The organism is Actinomadura sp. NPDC047616 (assembly GCF_040642915.1).
Classification (GTDB): Bacteria; Actinomycetota; Actinomycetes; order Streptosporangiales; family Streptosporangiaceae; genus Spirillospora; species Spirillospora miaoliensis.
In genome coordinates, this window is record NZ_JBEYTB010000001.1 from 915629 (window position 1) to 934398 (window position 18770).

At 72.6% G+C, this 18770-nt stretch carries 15 protein-coding genes and 1 riboswitch; of the genes, 6 read left to right on the forward strand and 9 right to left on the reverse strand.

The features are described 5' to 3' along the window. Window positions 1-41: 41 nt before the first annotated feature. The 4 genes from ABZ801_RS04360 to ABZ801_RS04375 all read right to left on the reverse strand — a co-directional run bounded on the left by ABZ801_RS04360 (window position 42) and on the right by ABZ801_RS04375 (window position 5485). On the reverse strand, window positions 42-1466 hold the full coding sequence (locus ABZ801_RS04360; RefSeq protein ID WP_360692608.1) for a dihydrolipoamide acetyltransferase family protein: 1425 nt from the start codon (window positions 1464-1466) through the stop codon (window positions 42-44). A gap of 5 nt (window positions 1467-1471) precedes the next feature. After that, a complete protein-coding gene (locus ABZ801_RS04365) occupies window positions 1472-2494 on the reverse strand; it encodes an alpha-ketoacid dehydrogenase subunit beta (RefSeq protein ID WP_360692611.1) in 1023 nt (340 codons plus the stop codon). Continuing rightward, window positions 2491-3621, reverse strand: coding sequence for a pyruvate dehydrogenase (acetyl-transferring) E1 component subunit alpha (gene pdhA / locus ABZ801_RS04370; RefSeq protein WP_344944122.1), 1131 nt, complete (start codon window positions 3619-3621; stop codon window positions 2491-2493). The genes ABZ801_RS04365 and pdhA overlap by 4 nt, the downstream gene beginning before the upstream one ends. 244 nt (window positions 3622-3865) lie before the next feature. After that, the gene (locus tag ABZ801_RS04375) at window positions 3866-5485 is read right to left on the reverse strand and encodes a hypothetical protein (protein ID WP_344944125.1); all 1620 of its coding nucleotides are present in this window, start codon (window positions 5483-5485) and stop codon (window positions 3866-3868) included. 100 nt (window positions 5486-5585) lie between these two features. Here ABZ801_RS04375 and purS point away from each other — a divergent pair, with 100 nt between their 5' ends. The 4 genes from purS (at window position 5586) to purL (ending at window position 10959) form a co-directional block, all read left to right on the forward strand. Next, window positions 5586-5837, forward strand: coding sequence for a phosphoribosylformylglycinamidine synthase subunit PurS (purS, locus tag ABZ801_RS04380; protein ID WP_344944127.1), 252 nt, complete (start codon window positions 5586-5588; stop codon window positions 5835-5837). Between the two features lie 446 nt (window positions 5838-6283). After that, complete coding sequence (locus tag ABZ801_RS04385; protein WP_344944130.1) at window positions 6284-6730, forward strand: ATP-binding protein; 447 nt, start codon at window positions 6284-6286, stop codon at window positions 6728-6730. Between the two features lie 385 nt (window positions 6731-7115). After that, on the forward strand, window positions 7116-7796 hold the full coding sequence (gene purQ / locus ABZ801_RS04390) for a phosphoribosylformylglycinamidine synthase subunit PurQ (protein ID WP_344944132.1): 681 nt from the start codon (window positions 7116-7118) through the stop codon (window positions 7794-7796). Window positions 7797-8667: 871 nt separating this feature from the next. Then, window positions 8668-10959, forward strand: a complete 2292-nt coding sequence (gene purL / locus ABZ801_RS04395) for a phosphoribosylformylglycinamidine synthase subunit PurL (protein ID WP_360692715.1) — start codon at window positions 8668-8670, stop codon at window positions 10957-10959. 98 nt (window positions 10960-11057) lie between these two features. Here the strand turns inward: purL and ABZ801_RS04400 are convergent, their stop codons facing one another. The 4 genes from ABZ801_RS04400 to ABZ801_RS04415 all read right to left on the reverse strand — a co-directional run bounded on the left by ABZ801_RS04400 (window position 11058) and on the right by ABZ801_RS04415 (window position 16097). Then, entirely contained in the window at window positions 11058-11561 is a 504-nt protein-coding gene (locus ABZ801_RS04400) for a DUF2199 domain-containing protein (RefSeq protein ID WP_360692616.1), read from the reverse strand. Window positions 11562-11584: 23 nt separating this feature from the next. Further along, window positions 11585-12529 (reverse strand): hypothetical protein, encoded by a 945-nt coding sequence (locus tag ABZ801_RS04405; RefSeq protein ID WP_360692619.1) that lies wholly within the window; start codon window positions 12527-12529, stop codon window positions 11585-11587. 3 nt (window positions 12530-12532) lie between these two features. Next, window positions 12533-12708, reverse strand: a riboswitch (cyclic di-AMP (ydaO/yuaA leader). Window positions 12709-12926: 218 nt separating this feature from the next. Continuing rightward, the gene (locus ABZ801_RS04410) at window positions 12927-14096 is read right to left on the reverse strand and encodes a S8 family peptidase (RefSeq protein WP_360692622.1); all 1170 of its coding nucleotides are present in this window, start codon (window positions 14094-14096) and stop codon (window positions 12927-12929) included. A gap of 159 nt (window positions 14097-14255) precedes the next feature. Next, window positions 14256-16097, reverse strand: coding sequence for a serine/threonine-protein kinase (locus tag ABZ801_RS04415; protein WP_360692625.1), 1842 nt, complete (start codon window positions 16095-16097; stop codon window positions 14256-14258). 242 nt (window positions 16098-16339) lie between these two features. Here ABZ801_RS04415 and ABZ801_RS04420 point away from each other — a divergent pair, with 242 nt between their 5' ends. Continuing rightward, entirely contained in the window at window positions 16340-16777 is a 438-nt protein-coding gene (locus tag ABZ801_RS04420) for a sterol carrier family protein (RefSeq protein WP_360692628.1), read from the forward strand. A gap of 4 nt (window positions 16778-16781) precedes the next feature. On the opposite strand, the gene ABZ801_RS04425 is transcribed toward ABZ801_RS04420, so the two are convergent. Then, window positions 16782-17147: a DUF4190 domain-containing protein gene (locus ABZ801_RS04425; RefSeq protein ID WP_344944150.1), complete on the reverse strand. Its 366-nt coding sequence runs from the start codon at window positions 17145-17147 to the stop codon at window positions 16782-16784. Window positions 17148-17278: 131 nt separating this feature from the next. Here ABZ801_RS04425 and purF point away from each other — a divergent pair, with 131 nt between their 5' ends. After that, a complete protein-coding gene (gene purF / locus ABZ801_RS04430; protein ID WP_344944194.1) occupies window positions 17279-18751 on the forward strand; it encodes an amidophosphoribosyltransferase in 1473 nt (490 codons plus the stop codon). The last annotated feature ends 19 nt before the right edge of the window (window positions 18752-18770 follow it).

The following is an 18770-nucleotide window of genomic DNA, read 5'->3' on the forward strand; positions in this document are numbered from 1 at the left end:
AGGCCGGGGCGTTCGCCACGCCCCGGCCTCCGTTGAGCGCGTCAGGACCAGGCGAGCATGTGCAGCGGGTCCTCCAGCATGTCGCCGACGTCCCGCAGCACCTTCGAGCCCAGCTCGCCGTCGATGATGCGGTGGTCGAACGACAGCGCCAGCGTGGCGACCTTGCGGACCGCCAGCTCGCCCTGGTGCACCCACGGCATGTCCCGCACCTGGCCGATGGCGAGGATGGCCGCCTCGCCGGGCGTCAGGATCGGGGTGCCCGCGTCGACGCCGAAGACGCCGACGTTGGTGATGGTGATCGTGCCGCCGGTCAGGTCGGCCGGGGACGCCTTGCCCGCGCGGGCCGTGTCGACCAGCTCGTTCAGCGCCCGCGCCAGCTCCGGCAGCGACTTGGCGTGCGCGTCCTTGATGTTGGGCACCAGCAGGCCGCGCGGCGTGGCCGCGGCGATCCCCAGGTTCACGTACGGCTTGACGACGATCTCGGCTGTGTCGCCCTCGCCGGCCCAGGAGGAGTTGGCCATCGGGTGCCGCCGGACGGCGATCAGCAGCGCCTTGGCAACCAGCAGCAGCGGCGACACCTTCACCCCGGCGAACTCGGGCAGCTCCCGCAGCCGCCGCACCGCGTCCATGGTGGCGGTCATGTCGACCTGGAGCCACTCGGTGACGTGCGGCGCGGTGAACGCCGAACCGACCATCGCCGCCGCCGTGCTGCGCCGCACGCCCCGGACCGGGATCCGCTCCTCCTCGCCTCGCAGGACCGGCGCGGGCGCCTGCGGCACGGCCGGAACGCGCGGCTGGACGGCGGTCGCGGCGGCGGCCTGGACGTCGTCACGGGTGATCGACCCGGCCGGGCCCGTCCCCGTGACCGCCGCCAGGTCCACGCCCAGGTCCTTGGCCATCTTCCGCACGGGCGGCTTGGCCAGGACGCGCTTGTCCACAGGCTGTGGACGACCGTTGCGCTGAGGCGCCTGGGGCGCCTGGGGTGCCTGGGGTGCCTGGGGTGCCTGGGGTGCCTGGGGTGCCGCCGCGGGCGCGGTGTGCCTGCGCGGACGGCGCTTGGTCGCCCCCGGCTTCACCCCGTACCCGACGAGGACCGGCTGGCGCTTGGGCTCGTCCGGCTGCACCATGCCCGGCTCGTCCGGGGCCGGCACCAGGTCTTCCTTCAACGCCTCGGCACGCTGCTCCGCCTCGGGAGCGGCGGCGGGCGCGGGGTCGCCGCCGGAGACGTCCACCGAGATGATCGGGGTGCCGACGTCCACCGTCTCGCCCTCGGTGACCAGCAGGCCCGTCACCACGCCCTCGAACGGGCAGGGCAGCTCCACGATCGCCTTGGCGGTCTCGATCTCCACGATCGTCTGGTTGACCTCGACCCGGTCGCCCGGCGCCACGTGCCATTTGACGATCTCGGCCTCGGTCAGGCCCTCGCCCACGTCGGGCAGCTTGAACTGCTTGACCTCGCTGCTCATGACCCCTACCACGCGAACGTCCGGTCGACCGCGTCCAGCACCCGGTCCAGGTCGGGCAGGTAGTGCTCCTCCAGCCGGGACGGCGGGTACGGGGTGGAGAACCCGCCCACCCGCAGCACCGGCGCCTCCAGCCGGTAGAAGCAGCGCTCGGTGATCCGCGCGGCCAGCTCGGCGCCGTACCCGGAGAACACCGGCGCCTCGTGCACCACCACGCACCGGCCGGTGCGCTCCACCGACGCGACCACCACGTCGATGTCCAGCGGGTTCAGCGAGCGCAGGTCGACGACCTCCAGCGACCGGCCCTCCTCGGCGACCGCCGCCGCGGCCTCCAGGCAGGTCTTCACCATCGGCCCGTACGCCAGCACCGTGACGTCCTCGCCCGGCTGGACGACGCGGGCGCGGTGCAGCGGCGTCCAGCTCTCGGGGGCGGCGGCGACGTCGACCGGGGCCTTGTCCCAGTAGCGGCGCTTGGGCTCGAAGAAGATCACCGGGTCGGGGGAGGCGATCGACTGCTGGATCATCGTGTACGCGTCGGCCGGGTTGGAGCAGGCCACCACCCGCAGCCCGGCGGTGTGCGTGAAGTACACCTCGGGCGACTCGCTGTGGTGCTCCACCGCGCCGATGCCGCCGCCGCACGGGATCCGCACGACCACCGGCAGGCTCAGCGCGCCCAGCGACCGCATCCGCATCTTCGCCAGCTGGGTGATGATCTGGTCGGCGGCGGGGAACACGAACCCGTCGAACTGGATCTCCACGACCGGCCGGTAGCCGCGCAGCGCCAGCCCGATCGCGGTGCCGACGATGCCCGACTCGGCCAGCGGCGTGTCGATCACCCGCTCCTCGCCGAAGTCCTTCTGCAGGCCGTCGGTGACCCGGAAGACGCCGCCGAGCTTGCCGACGTCCTCGCCCATCACCAGGACCTTGGGGTCGTTCTCCATGGCCTTGCGCAGGCCCTCGTTCAGCGCCTTGGCCAGCGTCAGCGTCCCGGTGGCCGGCGTCGCGGCGGTGCGGGTGGTCTCGGTCGTCACGACGACACCTCCTCGAAGGACGCCAGGTAGGCGGCGAACTGCTCCTGCTCCTCGGTCATCAGCGGGTGGGTGTCGGCGTAGACGTTGGCGAAGATCTCCGTCGGCCCGGGGTCGGGCAGCGCCAGGCACGCCCTGCGCAGGTCCGCCGCGACCTGCTTGGCCTCGGCGTCGATCTCGTCGAAGAAGGCGGCGTCGGCCAGGTCGCCGCGCACCAGGTACGCCTTGACCCGCTCGATCGGGTCCTTGAGCTTCCACGCCTCCTCCTCGGCCTTGAGGCGGTAGCGCGTGGGGTCGTCGGTGGTGGTGTGGGCGCCCATCCGGTAGGTGTACGCCTCGATCAGCGTCGGGCCCTGGCCCGTCCGGGCCGCCTCCAGCGCCTTGCGCGTCACGGCCAGGCAGGCGAACACGTCGTTGCCGTCCACCCGCAGGCCGGGGAAGCCGTAGCCCTGCGCGCGCCGGAACAGGGGGATGCGCGACTGCTTCTCCAGGGGCTCGGAGATGGCCCACTGGTTGTTCTGGCAGAAGAACACGATGGGCGCGTTGAACACCGAGGCGAACACGAACGACTCGTTCACGTCCCCCTGCGAGGTGGCGCCGTCGCCGAAGTAGGCGATGGTCGCGCCCGCGTTGGGCGTGCCCAGCACCCCGTCGCGCTGGACGCCCATGGCGTAGCCGGTCGCGTGCAGCGTCTGGCTGCCGATCACGATCGTGTAGAGGTGGAAGTTGTGCTCCGCCGGGTCCCAGCCGCCGTTGTTCACGCCGCGGAACAGCCCGAGCAGCTTGAGCGGGTCGACGTCGCGGCACCAGGCCACGCCGTGCTCGCGGTAGGTGGGGAACACCATGTCGTGCTCGCCGAGCGCCCGCCCGGAGCCGATCTGCGCGGCCTCCTGGCCGAGCAGCGAGGCCCAGATGCCCAGCTCGCCCTGGCGGGTGAGCGCCACCGCCTCCAGGTCGATCCGCCGGACGATCACCAGGTCGCGGTACATGCCGCGGACCTGCTCGGGCGTCAGGTCCAGGGGGTAGTCGGGGTGCTCGACGCGCTCTCCCTCCGGGGTGAGCAGCTGGATGAGCTCGGGTTCGGCGAGCTCGTTGACGTCGGGCGCGCCGCGCGCGGAGTCGATCGCCATCGATGTCACTCCTCGATCGGGGCCGGAACGCGGGGTCGCCGCACGCCGGCCGGCGTCTGTGGCACGCCGCCCCAGGTAAGGGACGAATGCCGCAAAGCCATCGTGGCAGACATCACTCCCGGGGGCGCAAGCCCTGGTTCGGCTGTTTTCTACCCGTCGGCCGCTTCCCCGTCTCCGTCGCGATTATGCGTGACGATCACTCCTACAAAGCGTGACAAAACACGCGATAGATAACGAAAAGGACTCACTCGCGGGACAGGGCGCGGGTGGCTCCGGCGGCCACCGTCAGGCCGAGGACGAACCCCGCCGCGACCAGCAGATTGGCGATCCACTGGTAGATGCCCTTGGGCGCGAACACCCGTTCCTGCCCCAGGTCGCCGACCGGCAGCAGCAGGTCCAGGGTGTAGAGGAAGGCGTTGAAGTGCGGGTGGTCGTCCTCGTTGAGGATCGGCGGGTGGTTGGTCGAGAACACGATCGTGCCGAATGCCAGCAGCCCGGCCAGCCAGCTCATCGCCCGGAACGGGCGGTAGCCGTAGCCGACCAGGATGTCCTGCAGCCAGCCGATGATCTTGCGAGGGACGCCCTGGGTCCTGCGGCGGTCCCGGGCCTTGGCCAGCAGCACCGTGCGCCCGTCGGCGTCCAGGCCCAGCGCCCGGTAGGTCTGGGCGAGCCGCTCGTAGGGCTGCGGCTGGTAGCCGTCGGTGTCGCGACGCAGCCACTCCAGGCGCTGCCGGGCGTCCAGCGGCGGGTCCAGGTTCTCGTACTGCAGGCCGTCCAGCTGCAGCCGCGCGGGCCACGTCGCCGGGTCGTCGCGCAACAGGTTGATGCGCGCGTACGCCAGATCCACCACGCCCTCGACCTGCTCGGACGGACGCAGCAGCACCTCCTCGGCCTGTAGGCGCTCCAGGTTCAGCGCGGTGCCGTTCTCGTTGCGCAGCCTGGCGTCGCGCAGGTTGAGCTGGCCCGACACCCGCGCCCCCGCGAAGCTCACCGCGCCCGTCGCCGAGAAGCCGTCGGAACAGTAGACGTCGGTCTCCACCTGGAGGTCGTCGGCGTTCAGCGCGGTCCGCTCGGGATGCGACAGCTCGGCGCCCACGAACGACAGGTAGCCGCCCACCCGCGCCCCGCGCAGCCGGATCTCGCCGCGCGCGGCGAACCCGCCGTCGCAGAACACGTTGGCGGCCACGTCCAGGCGGCTGGCGTACAGCGCGGCGCCCGACGGGTTGTGCAGCCGCGCCGTCCGGAAGATCAGCTGCCCGCCGACCCGGGCGCCCGGCAGCCGCACCTCGCCGTTGGCGGCGAACCCCTGGTCGCAGTAGACGTTGGCGTCGACCGTGAGCCGGTCGGCCAGCAGCGCGTCCCCGCCCGGGTTGGCCAGGTGCACGCCCGACATGTTGAGGATGCCGGTGATGTGCGCGCCGTCCAGCCACAGCCCGCCGGAGATCCGGCTGCCCTCCAGCCACAGGTGCCCGTCCACCCGGGTGCCGGACGCCACCAGCCCGGGCAGGCGGCAGCCCATCAGGTGGACGCTGTTCATGCTCGCCCAGTACAGGTGCGGGGCCTCGTCGAACGCGCAGCGGGTCAGCGCCAGCGGAACCGTCACCTCGGCGTGCCCCAGGTTGAGCGGCCCGACGATCCGCGCGCCGGTCAGCCGTACCGCCGCCACCTGCCCCGGCTCCGGATCGACCGCGCCCACCAGCAGCGCCACCAGCACCTCGGCCCGGATCACCCGGTCGCCGCCCCACCGTTCGGCCTGCCCGGGGTCGTCGTAGCCGGGATCGCCGCTGGACAGATCGACCGACTCCCCGCGGGGGAACGCCTTCCACAGACGGCGTTCGGGGGGTGACAGCTCCTCGACGTTCATCGGACGGCTCCGCGCTGGCTCGGGGGCGTGACCTGTCGGGAGTAATGGTGCCGTACGCTTCAACGCGACAGTGAAAGCCCAGATCAGTGAGGGGGCACTCGTGGCGCGGGTCGTCGTCGACGTCATGCTCAAGCCGGAAATCCTCGATCCCCAGGGCCAGGCGATCGCGCGCAAGCTGCCGCAGCTCGGGTTCGACGGCGTGACCGCCGTCCGCCAGGGCAAGCGCTTCGAGGTGGAGCTGGACGGCCCCGCCGACGAGGCCGCCGTGGAGCGCGTCCGCCAGATCGCCGACACCCTGCTCGCCAACCCCGTCATCGAGACCTACGAGGTCCGCGTCCTCCAGGACGACTGACAGGACAGCTGACAGGACGGCTGACCGGCACCCGTGACCGCCCGCGAGCGGTTACGCTGTGTGACGGCAGGGTGCCCTGCGCGGGGATCTCGGGGCCCGGTATGGCCGCCTTCGGTCAGCGGGGAATGTGAGTGGGAATTCCACGGGGGACGCGGTCGCGGCGCGTCCGCATTCTGGCGCGTTCCAATTCGAAGTGGCGTGGTAAAGGGTGCTCCCGAGGTGCCCGAGAGGCACCCGCAGGGCCGCCACGCTCGGCCGACGTCCCGGCGCCGGCGGGGGCGAATCGGTCGTCGCGGCCACGTGGAGTTCATGAAAAGTCCGGCCAGTATAACGATTACGGAAGTTTCCGCCGGGGAAGTCTTAGGTCCGATTGAGTACGTCGAGCGCGGTCCGGGTCCGGGGTCGACCAGGGGGGCCTGGGGATGACACGAGGTGACCGGGTGGACATGAAGCTCTCGCTCGCGATGCCCCGGGAGGCACTGAGCATCCCGGTGATCCGCCGGGTGGTGGGGGACGCACTGCGCGGACTGGGCGTGGCCGAGGACTGTGTCGCCGACGTCCTGGTGGCCGCCTCCGAGGCGTGCACCAACGTGGTCCAGCACGCCCGCGCGGGCGCCGAGTTCGAGGTCGCGGGATGGGTGGACGACGGCACCTGCGTGCTGCGGATCAAGGACTGGGGACACGGTCCGCGCCGCCCGGCACCCCAAGAGGATCTGGGCGATTTGTCCGAATCGGGGCGCGGCATTAGGATCATGCGCGCGCTGGTGGACGACCTCAGCATCGACGCCGGCCCCGACCGGGGCACCGTCGTCCACCTGCGCAAGCGGCTGACCTGGCAGGACGGAGCCCTGGTCCGCCGCCTCGAACGACAGCTCGCACGAAGTGCCGGGTAGATTAGGGGCGTGCGTCGAGGCGGTTCCCCGTGCTCGCCGCCCTTCGGGGCGGCTGCGCCGGAGGCCCGTCATGTCCACCCGGGGGGCGACCCCCGGACCACCGAGTACTGCGGTCCCCCGTGCTCACCGCCCTCCCGGGCGGCTGCGCCGAAGGCCCGCCGTGCTCACCCGGGAGGCGACTCCCGAACCGACGTGCATCGGGTGATCGGCGGGGCGGAACCGCCGAGACGGGCGACCCGCTCGTCACCCGCGGACGGCTTCGTCAGCGCCGCGGTGTTCGCCCGGGGGGTGACCCTCGGCCCCCGGACCCCCGAGCCGGGCGGCATCGACGGCGCCCGGGTCCCCGAGTACCTTGGCCGCCCTCATTGCGGAGGAAGACGAACAGATGGACGCTGCCCGGGTGGGGGTCATCACCTTCCCTGGTTCCCTGGACGACCGTGACGCGGCACGCGCCATACGGCTGGCCGGGGCCGAACCCGTCGCGCTCTGGCACGCCGACCACGACCTGCGGGGGGTGGACGCGGTCGTGCTGCCCGGTGGCTTCTCCTACGGCGACTACCTGCGCGCGGGCGCCATCGCCCGGTTCGCACCGCTGATGTCCGAGATCGTCGACGCCGCCAAGGGCGGGCTGCCGGTCCTGGGCATCTGCAACGGCTTCCAGGTGCTGTGCGAGTCGCACCTGCTGCCGGGCGCGCTGCTGCCCAACGCCGGCCTGCACTTCGTGTGCCGCGACCAGCGGCTGCGCGTCGACAACGCCGACACCGCCTGGACCACCGAGTACCGGGTCGGCCAGGAGATCGTCATCCCGGTGAAGAACCGCGACGGCCGCTACACCGCCGACGAGCGCACCCTCGCCGAGCTGGAGGACACCGGCCGCGTCGTGGCCCGCTACCTCGACCTCAACCCCAACGGCTCGCTCGGCGACATCGCCGGGATCTGCAACGAGGCGGGCAACGTGGTGGGCCTCATGCCGCACCCCGAGCACGCCGTGGAGTCGCTGACCGGGCCGTCCACCGACGGGCTCGGCTTCTTCACCTCGATCGTCAAGAGGCTGGTCAACGCGTGACGACGGCGGCGCGCGCGAGCGGGGGCAGGACATGAGCGACGAGCGGTGGACGAACGAGAACCAGGGGGCCCCGGAGGGGAGCGGGATGACCGAGCGTGACGAACGGGCGCCGGGCGGCGGACCCGAGGACGCGGCCGGAGGCCCCGGCCCGCGCCAGGACACCGGTGAGCCGACGTTCGAGTGGTTCGCCGGGCTGAAGTCCGACGCCGACGACCCCGAGCTGCAGCCCGTCAGCGGCTCGGTGACGGCGGCGTTCGAGGCGATCGTGGAGGAGGACGCGCCGCGCGACGAGGCGGCCGAGCCCGGCCCCGGCACGGGCCCGCTGCCCGCCGTGGGCGCCGAGCCCGGCCCGGGTGTTGCCCCGCAGCCGCCGGTGCCGCAGGGGCCGCCCACGGGGCCGCTGCCCGCCGTGGGCGCGGAGCCCGGCCCGGACGTTGCCCCGCAGCCGCCGGTGCCGCAGGGGCCGCCCACGGGGCCGCTGCCCGCCGTCGACAGTGGGCCGCAGCCGGTCGTCGCGCCGGAGGGGCCCGGCACGGGTCCGCAGCCGGTCGTCCAGGACGGCCCTTCGACCGGGCCGCAGCCCGCGGTCGGCGGCGAGTTCCCGACCGGCCCGCAGCCCGCCGTGCCGGCCGGGCCGCCGCAGGTCGCGGTGACGCAGGACGCGGCCGCGGCGTTCGCCAGGGCGCTGGCCGCCGAGCAGCCGTCGCCCGAGCGGACCGCGCCGGACCGCGCCGTCCCCGGCGAGCAGCGGGCGTACGAGCAGGACGAGCCCTTCCAGTACGCCGAGGCCGTCCCGACGGTCGAGACCGCCGAGACGACCGGCCCGCAGCCCGGCCTCGCCGGCCCGACGCGGCCCAAGCTGGCCACCGAGATGACCCCGCCGGACGAGCCCGTCACCGACACCGTCGAGATCGCCGCGGCCACCCCCGACCGGCCGCAGCCGTTCGCCGAGCTGGGCATGAAGGAGGAGGAGTACCGGCGGGTCCGCGAGATCCTCGGCCGCCGTCCCACCTCCGCCGAGCTGGCGATCTACTCGGTGATGTGGAGCGAGCACTGCTCCTACAAGAGCTCCAAGGTGCACCTGCGCCAGTTCGGCGAGAAGGCGCCCGAGAGCGACGCGCTGCTGGTCGGCATGGGCGAGAACGCGGGCGTGGTCGACATCGGCCACGGCTGGGCGGTGACGTTCAAGGTCGAGTCGCACAACCACCCGTCCTACGTCGAGCCGTACCAGGGCGCGGCGACCGGCGTCGGCGGCATCGTCCGCGACATCATGTCGATGGGCGCCCGGCCGGTCGCGGTCATGGACTCGCTGCGGTTCGGGCCCGCCGACGCCCCCGACACCCAGCGGGTGCTGCCCGGCGTGGTGGCCGGGATCGGCGGCTACGGCAACTCCCTCGGCCTGCCCAACATCGGCGGCGAGACCGTCTTCGACCCCTGCTACGCGCAGAACCCCCTCGTCAACGCCCTGTGCGTGGGCGTGATGAAGCACGAGGACATCAAGCGGGCCGTCGCGCCCGGCCCGGGCAACCGGGTGATCCTGTTCGGCGCGGGCACCGGGCCCGACGGCATCGGCGGCGCCTCGGTGCTGGCCTCGGCCACCTTCGACGAGGAGTCGCAGGCCAAGCGGCCCAGCGTGCAGGTCGGCGACCCGTTCATGGAGAAGCTGCTGATCGAGTGCTGCCAGGAGCTGTTCCGCGAGGACCTGGTGGTCGGCATCCAGGACCTCGGCGCGGCCGGGGTGTCGTGCGCCACCACCGAGCTGGCGGCCGCGGGCACCGGCGGCATGCACGTCGAGCTGGACTCCGTCCCGCTGCGCGACGCGACCCTGCGCCCTGAGGAGATCCTCATGAGCGAGTCGCAGGAGCGCATGATGGCGGTGGTCGAGCCCGCGAAGGTCGACCGGTTCCTGGAGATCTGCGCCAAGTGGGAGATCCCCGCCACCGTGATCGGCGCGGTCACCGACACCGGCCGGCTGGTGATGACCTGGCGCGGCGAGAAGATCGTCGACATTCCGCCGGGCACCGCCGCCGACGAGGGCCCGGTCTACCAGCGGCCGTACGAGCCCCCGGCGGACCTGGCCGCGCTGCAGTCCGACACCCCGGGACGGCTGACCCGCCCGTCCACCGCCGACGAGCTGCGCCGCACCGTGCTGTGGCTCGCCGGGTCGCCGAACCTGGCGAGCAAGACGTGGGTGACCTCGCAGTACGACCGGTACGTGCTGGGCAACACCGTCCTGGCCATGCCCGAGGACGCCGGCGTGCTGCGGGTGGACGACGAGTCGGGCCTGGGCATCGCCCTGTCGCTGGACGGCAACGGCCGCTACACCCGCCTCGACCCGTACTCGGGCGCGCAGCTGGCCCTGTCGGAGGCGTACCGCAACGTCGCCGCCACCGGCGCCCGCCCGCTCGCGGTCACCAACTGCCTGAACTTCGGTTCCCCCGAGGACCCGGGCGTGATGTGGCAGTTCGCCCGCGCCGTCGAGGGGCTGGCGGACGCCTGCCGCTACCTGGGCACCCCGGTCACCGGCGGCAACGTCAGCTTCTACAACCAGACCGGCACCACGCCGATCAACCCGACGCCGGTCGTGGGCGTGCTGGGCGTGCACGACGACGTGCGGCGCCGCGTCGGCATCGCGTTCAGCAGCGAGGGCGCCACGCTGGCGCTGCTGGGCCAGACCCGCGAGGAGTTCGGCGGCTCGGAGTGGGCGCACGTCGTCTACGGGCACCTGGGCGGTCTGCCGCCCAAGGTCGACCTGCCCGCGGAGGTCGCGCTGGCCTCGGTGCTGGTCGCGGCGGCCCGTGAGGGCCTGCTGTCGGCGGCGCACGACCTGTCCGACGGCGGCCTGTCGCAGGCGCTGGTGGAGTCGTGCCTGCGCGGCGGCCTGGGCGCCCAGATCACGCTGCCCGGCGACCCGTTCGTGTCGCTGTTCAGCGAGTCGGTGGCCCGCGCCGTGGTGGCCGTCCGTCCGGGCTCCGAGGGCCGCCTGGCGGCGCTGTGCGAGGCCGCCGGGGTCCCGGTCACCCAGCTCGGCGTCACGGGCGGCGATTCGCTCCACATCTCCGCGCGGGGGGCCGACGGGCAGCCGCAGGAGCTGTTCTCCATCCCGCTCGCCGAACTGCGCGAGACGCACGAGCACATCGTCCCCAGCTACGCCAACGACTGACCGTCACACCCGAGAAGGCCGCCGGCCCGCCGCGAGCGGACGGCGGCCTTCGCCGTCTCTTGTGCTCGGAACGTCCGTCCGGCGGCGGGTTGTTGCGGTTACCTTGCTTCGGGGTGGAGCAGGGTCTCGGCGATCTGCTGAACGCGGGCCCGCGTGATCCCCGAGCGCTGCTCGACCGCCAACGGGTGGTCGGTGGGTTCCAGCTCGATGGACGGGCGTTCGCCGACCGGGCGGGTGTGCAGGTTGGTCCTGAGATTGATCGTCGTGGGGGAGTAGAGCGTCAGTTCCGTGGACAGCCAGCCGAAGTAGGCGGGCTCGCCCTCCCTGCCCGGGGTGTCCCAGAGCTTCAGGGCGCGGGTGAAGTTGTCCTGGCTGAGCGACACCCAGACGCCCCAGCTGAAGATCTCGCCGCTGTCGACCACGGGGATCTCGATCAGCCCGTGGACGAAGAACGCCTGACCTTTGATCACACAGGTGTCGGAGGTCAGCTCGCTGGCGGGGTCGGCCGCGAACTCGGGGGCCCAGTAGTCCGGGGCCGGTGCGGCGAAGGCCATCGGCAGTTCGTCGTGGTGCCGTCCGCAGTGCGAACAGTGGAACCCCATGTGAGTGGACAGGCCGGGCTCCCCTAGAACACCGAGATGTGGACGTGGTCGTAGTGGTTGGCGGTGACGCCGCCGCGGTTCTCCATGGTGCGCCAGCCGGGGCTGCGCATGTCGTAGATGCGCTGCCGCCAGATCACGTACTTGATGCCCAGGCGGTTGGCGTTGGCGACGGCGTACTCGGCCGTGCGGTCGCCGAGGGACTTGCCGCTCGACGACGGCATCGTGCCGCCGGTGCTGACCATGAAGTCGCAGGCGCGCCCGGTGGCGTGGTCCTGCGGGTCGCCGGTCATCCGCACGCAGCCGATGATCGGGAACGGGCCGAACTCGATGTCGATGGTGTTCTTGACCTTCAGCATGCGGGGGGTGACCCCGCCCATCCCGGAGCTGGGGGACTCGGGCTTGAACTTCTTGATCATCGCCTGGACCTTGCGCTTCTGCGAGCGCAGTTCCGCGATGTCCTTCTCCAGCTCGTCGACCTTCTTCTGGTACTCCTCGCGCGCCTTCTTCTGCTCGGTCACCAGCTGCTCGATCTGGCGCACCTTGGCGGCCTGGTTGGACGCCACGTGGCTGGCCAGGCTGGCGTTGTTGAGCACGTTGTCGGGGTCGTCGCTGGCCAGCACCGCCACGGCCGGGTCGGTGGTGCCCGTCATGTACTGGGAGGCGGCCATCTGCGCCACCAGGGTGCGCGCGCCGTCGAGGTCCCGCTGGAGCAGGCGCTGCTTCTGCTGGGCCTTCTGGATGCCGTACTGGGCGTCCTTGAGCTTGGCCAGGTCGCCGCCGTACGCCTTGTCGAGCTGGGCGATCTGCCTGTTCAGCTTGCTCATCCGGCCGGTGTCACCCGGGTCCGCCTGGGCGGGCGCCGTGCCCGCCGACGTCACCAAGACGGCCGCCGCGGCGACGGCGAGAGCCAAGACGGGGCGCCGCGTCCGCGCGGCATGACGGGGGCGGGTGGAGCTCGGGCTCTCCACGTCGTCTCCTCTCCTGTGACGCCTACCGGGTTAGCTGACGGGTTCGGGCCGGGAGTCCGCCCTATCGCGGCGGGGCCGCGAATTCACCCCGGTGCCGACGTGACCTGGCTGGCCGCCCGGCGTTTGGGTCCCCGGTTCCCGTGCCGTAGTACGGCCGCGGGATTCGGCTGGCTCGGCCAGCCTGCCGATCGGTTTGCGATCATGCCCACCCCAGTGGGCGAAGGCTACTGTAAGGAACCGGTCGGTTCTTGGCCAAGATTAGACCCAAGGGAAACCTGGGATGGCCGGGACTGCGAGACAAGACGGACCGCCGCCCCGCAGCGTAGCGCGTCGGCGGCACGCGCAGCGGGACCCCTGCCCGGGCGGGCAGGGGTCCCAAGCCGCGGTACTGCGACGGTCAAGCGGTGCCCTTGTAGAGCAGCCGGTTGGGCGTGCCGCTCGGGATGCGCTTGAGGCGGCTCTTGGTGGAGTTGTCGTTCAGCCACTTCTGCACGGTCGGGAACGTGGCGCCGCGGTGCGACTGCAGGTACAGCGCCGCCGCCCCGGCGACGTGCGGGGACGCCATGGACGTGCCGGACAGCGACGCCGTGCCGCCGCCGGGCCACGTCGACTTGATGCCGTAGCCGGGCGCGAAGATGTCCACGCAGGACCCGTAGTTGGAGAAGGTGGCGCGGTTGTCGTAGATGGTGGTCGCGCCGACCGCCTGCACCCAGCCGGCGCTGGCCGGGGAGGTGTTGCAGGCGTTCTGGTTCTCGTTGCCCGCCGCGACGGCGACGAAGACGCCCGACTTGGACAGGTTCGTCATGGCGGTGTTGAGCGCGGTGGACTTGGGGCCGCCCAGGGACAGGTTGGCGACCGCGGGCTTGACGGCGTTCTTCCGCGTCCAGTCGACGGCGGCGATGACGTCGGACAGCTCGCCGAAGCCCTCGCAGTCCAGCACGCGCAGCGACCGCAGGTTGACCTTCTTGGCCACCCCGTAGGTCTTGGACCCGATCGTGCCCGCCACGTGGGTGCCGTGCCCGTTGCAGTCCCAGCCGTCGGAGAAGGCCGGGGCCTTCCAGACCGACTTGGCGCGGCCCTCGAACTGCGGGTGCGACCAGGCGATCCCGGTGTCGATGACGTAGGCGTTCACGCCGCTGCCGGTGTTCTTGTAGTAATAGGACTTCGACAGCGGCAGCTTGCGCTGGTCGATGCGGTCCAGGCCCCACGTGGGGGAGTTCTGCGTGGTGCTGGCCCGGTAGATCTGGTCCTGCTCGATCGCGACGACGTTGCGGTTGCGGCGCAGCTTGTCCAGCTGCGCGGCGCTGAGCTTGGCGGCGAAGCCGTTGAGCGCGCCCCCGAACCGCTGGACCGACCCCGCGTTCACCTGGCCGGCGGTGGTGGCCGCCGAGGTGCCGTCCTTGAGCGTGACGATGTACTTGCCCGGAACGGGGGTGCCCTGCGCGGCCGTGACCTGAACCCGGACGGGATCGGGGACGGCGGCCAGGGAGAGCGGCGCGGCGACGACGACCAGACCGGCCGTGACCGCACCGGTGACGAGAAATCTTCGTGGGGGGACAGGGCGCACCGGGTCTCCTTTGCCTGCGACGCGCCCGTGGCCCCCGTGGCCAAGATCGGGGCGCGTCGACAAGCCGGTACTTTATTGGAGAACGCCCTGTAATTCACCGAAAAAACCGGTAATTAGGCTGAAACTGGTCAGCCGGTGCGCACGGCGATTTTCCTGCTCTCACCCCCGGGCGAGACGGGCGTGATAGGTCGCCTTACCGCTCGGGCTCGTCCACACGTACTGCAACGTGCCGTCCTGCTGCCGGGTGATCTGCACGTTTCCGCTGGTGCACGGCTTGGCGATGGTCAGCGCCATGCGCAGCGTCCGGTTGGTGCCCTGCGTCAGCGTCAGCGTCCCCGAGCAGCGTTCCCGCGGGTAGAAGGCGCGGGCGGACGTCGCCCCGGCCTCGAAGTTCACCTCGATCGGGAACTGCGCTCCGCGCGACGCGTTGATCGCCGTTCCCCGCCAGGCGCCCGCGAACGCCGGCGGAATCGCGGTGACCGGACGGTCGTCGGCGGCGCGGGCCGCCGGATCGGCCCGCTGCGGGTCCTCCGCCGAGTCGCCGCGGAACTGCGGCCACAGCACCAGCGCGATGATCGCGATGCCCACCAGCACGCCGATGACCAGCGACAGCGCCACGCCCAGCACATGGTTGCTCGGACGCGGCAGCGACCGCCCTCCCGGCAGCCTGGGCAGGCGCGAGGCCAGTGACGGACGCTCCGGCTCGGGCTCCAGCCGCAGGATCGCCGTGGGGTTGTGCTTCGCGTCGTGCTGGTCGTCGTCCTGCGGCTCCAGGCCGGGGATCAGGTGGGGCGTGGGCGCGGTCATGTCCGTCGCCGTGTCCTCGACGGACGACGGCGCCGGGATGGCGGCCAGGGGCGGCAGCGCCTGCGTCGCGTCCCCGCCGAAGTCGTCCCGCACCGGCACGTGCACGGCGGCGCCCCCAACAGCACCGAACCCCGCCGGCACCGCCTCAGGCGCCACAGGAGGCGGCGGCTGCACGGCCGCGGGAGGCGGTGGTGGCACGGCCGCAGGGGGCGGTGGTGGCACGGCCGCAGGGGGTGGCGGCTGCACGGCCGTGGGGGCCTCCGTGGGAGGCGGCAGCTGCAGGGGAAGCACCTCAGGCGAGGTGACCACGGACGGCAGGGGCGCGCGCAGCAGCTCCCGCGCCTCGGACACCAGCGAGGGCGGCATCCGGGACGTCAACGTTCCGCTCTCGCCCAGCAGCCGATCGAGGATCTCCGTGGCGGCGGGACGGCTCTCCGGGTCCTTGGCCAGCGCGTCGGCGACCACGTCCCGCAGCGATCCGGGCAGCGCCGACAGGTCCGGGTCGTCGTACACGACCCGCTGCATGACCTCCGACGGCGAGCCCTCCCCGAACGGCGACGCGCCCGAGGCCGCGAACAGCAGCGTGACGGCCCAGGCGAACACGTCCGCGGCCGGTCCGATGCCGATGCCGCTGAGCTGCTCGGGCGCCTTGTACGCAGGATCGTCGCTGACCCGGCCGGTCGGCGTCGCGCACACCGCCTCCAGCGCGCGGGTCACGCCCAGGTCCGTCACCATCGGGCCGTCCCGGCCCAGCAGCACGTTGCGCGGCTTGAGGTCGTGGTGCGCCGCCCCGGCCCGGTGCGCCGCCGCGACCGCGATCATGATGCCCGCGGCCAGCCGCTCCATCACCGCGCCGGCGCGCGGCCCCTCCTCCTCGACCAGCTGCTGCAGCGACGGGCCGTCCACGAACTCGCCGACCACGAACGGGCGGTCGCCCTCGACGTCGGCGTCCAGGATCGCCGCGGTGCACGGGCCCGTCACCCGCCGCGCCGGCGCCAGCGCGCCGGTGAACCGCGACCGGGCCGCCGGCTCCCCGCTCAGCCGCAGGTGCAGCAGCTTCACCGCGACGGAGCGCCCGGCCGCGTCCCGGCCGAGGAACACCGTGCCCTGCTCGCCCACGCCCAGCCGGCCGATGATCTCGTGGCCGCCGATTCGTCGCGGATCACCGGGCTGCAGGGGCAGCGCCTCGGCCATCTTGCGAACCTCCGTGTCGTCGCGCCGGGCCTCGCCCCGGCATGCCCCCCGTCTCCTGCTCCGTCCGCCGTCCGGGGCGCCGCCCCGGTCCGCGCCCCCGCGTCCGCCGTGCCGTGATCCGTACCGCCTCGTATCGACAAACCGCCACTCGACAAACCGTCACATTTTTACCGGGTTGCGGGCGTCCGCGGGCCCAAGTCCGCATCGCGGCCCCGGCCGGCGACCCGGTAGCGTCGGTCCCGATGCCGCGACAACAGCTCACCCGGGACGTCCTCGACGAGCAGCGCGCCGCCCTCGGTCTGCCTCCCCACACCGGCGGCGACGACCCCGCCGACCTGCGCCGCGCCGCGCTCGACACCGCGCTGGCCGCGCACGCCGCGGGCGCCGAACCGGCCCGGCCGGTCCTGCGCGGCGCCGTGCGGGAACTGCTCGACCGGCTCGCCGAGCTCGCCCCCGGACGCTCCGTCGAGGTCCGGGTCCCGCCCTACGCCGCCGTGCAGTGCGTCGCCGGGCCGCACCATACCCGGGGAACCCCCCCAAATGTGGTCGAGATGGACGCGCCCACCTTGATCGCCCTGGCCACCGGCAGCCTGACCTGGACGGCCGCCGTCGACTCCGGCCGCGTCCGGGCCAGCGGCCCCCGCGCCGACCTGTCCGGTCTCCTCCCGCTCCCCGAATGAGCCTTCAGGGCCGCGGCTCGGCGAACGGGAACTCGCGCTCGACGCACTGCCGCCGGGCCACGTCGTCGGGGTAACGGCCCTCGTCGGCGCACTCGGCGGCCTTGGTCAGCAGGAAGAAGACCGCCACCCCGCCGATCGCCAGCGTCAGCGTCGAGCACACCACGCCCGCCACGGCCGTCGCCCGCCGCCCCCCACGGGCCGCCGCGATGATCCCGAGCACCATCCCGACCAGCGCCATCGGCACCCCGAGCCCGCACAGCACCAGCGCGGGCAGCCCGGCGATCCCGAGCACCAGCGACGCGACGGCCATGCCCCCACGCCCGGACGGCGCGGTCGGCGGCGAGAACGTCTGGTAGCCCGGCATCGTCATCTGCGCTTCCTCCCCCGGTGTCGACCACCAGATTTCCGCGCCCACCCCTCCCCACGCCGCCCCGACAGGTAAAGGTCGGTTAAGGAGATGTGCTGATGGGAGCAGGGGAGTTGGGCATCTAGACTGTCTGGGTGCCTCTCGGTGATGGACGTCTGAGCCACGACATCGATCCCCTCGACCGCTCCCCCCAGGACGCCTGCGGGGTGTTCGGTGTCTGGGTGCGCCCGGATTCGGCGGCCCGTGCGGAGGTGAGCAAGCTCGCCTACTACGGGCTGTACGCGCTGCAGCACCGCGGGCAGGAGTCGGCCGGCATCGCGGTCAGCGACGGGTCGCGGATCGTGGTGTTCAAGGACATGGGCCTGGTGTCGCAGGTCTTCGACGAGTCGGTGCTCAACACGCTGCGCGGCCACATCGCCGTCGGGCACTGCCGTTACTCCACGACGGGCTCGCCGACGTGGGAGAACGCCCAGCCGACGTTCCGGTCCACCGAGGCCGGAGGGCTGGCGCTGGCGCACAACGGCAACCTGATCAACACGCCGGAGCTGGCCGCGCGGCTGGAGCCCGGCGTCCTGACCGCCACCACCGACACCGAGGTGCTGACGGCGCTGCTGGCCACGCACGGCACGCTGGCCGACGGAAGCGACCCGGTCGGCGCGGCCCGGCAGCTCCTGCCGGACGCCCGGGGCGCGTACTCGCTGGTCTTCATGGACGAGCAGACGCTGTACGCCGCGCGCGACCCCGAGGGCGTCCGGCCGCTGGTGCTCGGCCGCCTGGAGGACCTCGGCGGCTGGGTGGTGGCCTCCGAGACCGCCGCCCTGGACATCGTCGGCGCCGCGTTCGTCCGCGAGATCGAGCCCGGCGAGCTGGTCGCGATCGACGGGGAAGGGGTGCGGTCCGAGCGGTTCGCCGAGCCGCGGCCCAAGGGCTGCCTGTTCGAGTACGTCTACCTGGCGCGGCCCGACACCACGATCGCCGGGCGCAGCGTGCAGGCCACCCGGGTCGAGGTGGGCCGCCGGCTGGCCCGTGAGCACCCCGTGGAGGCCGACCTGGTCATCCCGACGCCCGAGTCGGGCACCCCGGCGGCGATCGGGTACGCCGAGGCGTCCGGGATCCCCTACGGCCAGGGCCTGGTCAAGAACTCCTACGTCGGCCGGACCTTCATCCAGCCGTCCCAGACCATCCGCCAGCTCGGCATCCGGCTCAAGCTGAACCCGCTGCGCGAGGCCATCGAGGGCAAGCGCCTGGTGGTGGTGGACGACTCGATCGTCCGCGGCAACACCCAGCGGGCGATCGTGGCGATGCTGCGGGACGCGGGCGCCGCCGAGGTGCACGTGCGGATCTCCAGCCCGCCGGTGGCCTGGCCGTGCTTCTACGGCATCGACTTCGCCACCCGCGCCGAGCTGATCGCCGGGAACCTGTCGGTCGAGGAGATCCGCGACTCCATCGGCGCCGACAGCCTGGGCTACATCTCGCTGGACGCGCTGATCGCCTCGTCGCAGGTTCCGAAGGACCGGCTGTGCCGTGCCTGCTTCGACGGGGTCTACCCCATCCCCGTCGACGAGGACGCCCGCGGCAAGCACCTGCTGGAGCCGTCCCGCTCGTGACCTGTCCAGAGCGCGACGA

Coding starts and splice junctions, on each gene's coding strand:
- ABZ801_RS04360 (WP_360692608.1), bottom strand. CDS start 1,466: ATGAGCAGCGAGGTCAAGCAGTTCAAGCTGCCCGACGTGGGCGAGGGC.
- pdhA (WP_344944122.1), bottom strand. CDS start 3,621: ATGGCGATCGACTCCGCGCGCGGCGCGCCCGACGTCAACGAGCTCGCC.
- ABZ801_RS04375 (WP_344944125.1), bottom strand. CDS start 5,485: ATGAACGTCGAGGAGCTGTCACCCCCCGAACGCCGTCTGTGGAAGGCG.
- ABZ801_RS04385 (WP_344944130.1), top strand. CDS start 6,284: ATGAAGCTCTCGCTCGCGATGCCCCGGGAGGCACTGAGCATCCCGGTG.
- purQ (WP_344944132.1), top strand. CDS start 7,116: ATGGACGCTGCCCGGGTGGGGGTCATCACCTTCCCTGGTTCCCTGGAC.
- purL (WP_360692715.1), top strand. CDS start 8,668: ATGACCCCGCCGGACGAGCCCGTCACCGACACCGTCGAGATCGCCGCG.
- ABZ801_RS04400 (WP_360692616.1), bottom strand. CDS start 11,561: ATGGGGTTCCACTGTTCGCACTGCGGACGGCACCACGACGAACTGCCG.
- ABZ801_RS04415 (WP_360692625.1), bottom strand. CDS start 16,097: ATGGCCGAGGCGCTGCCCCTGCAGCCCGGTGATCCGCGACGAATCGGC.
- ABZ801_RS04420 (WP_360692628.1), top strand. CDS start 16,340: ATGCCGCGACAACAGCTCACCCGGGACGTCCTCGACGAGCAGCGCGCC.
- ABZ801_RS04425 (WP_344944150.1), bottom strand. CDS start 17,147: ATGACGATGCCGGGCTACCAGACGTTCTCGCCGCCGACCGCGCCGTCC.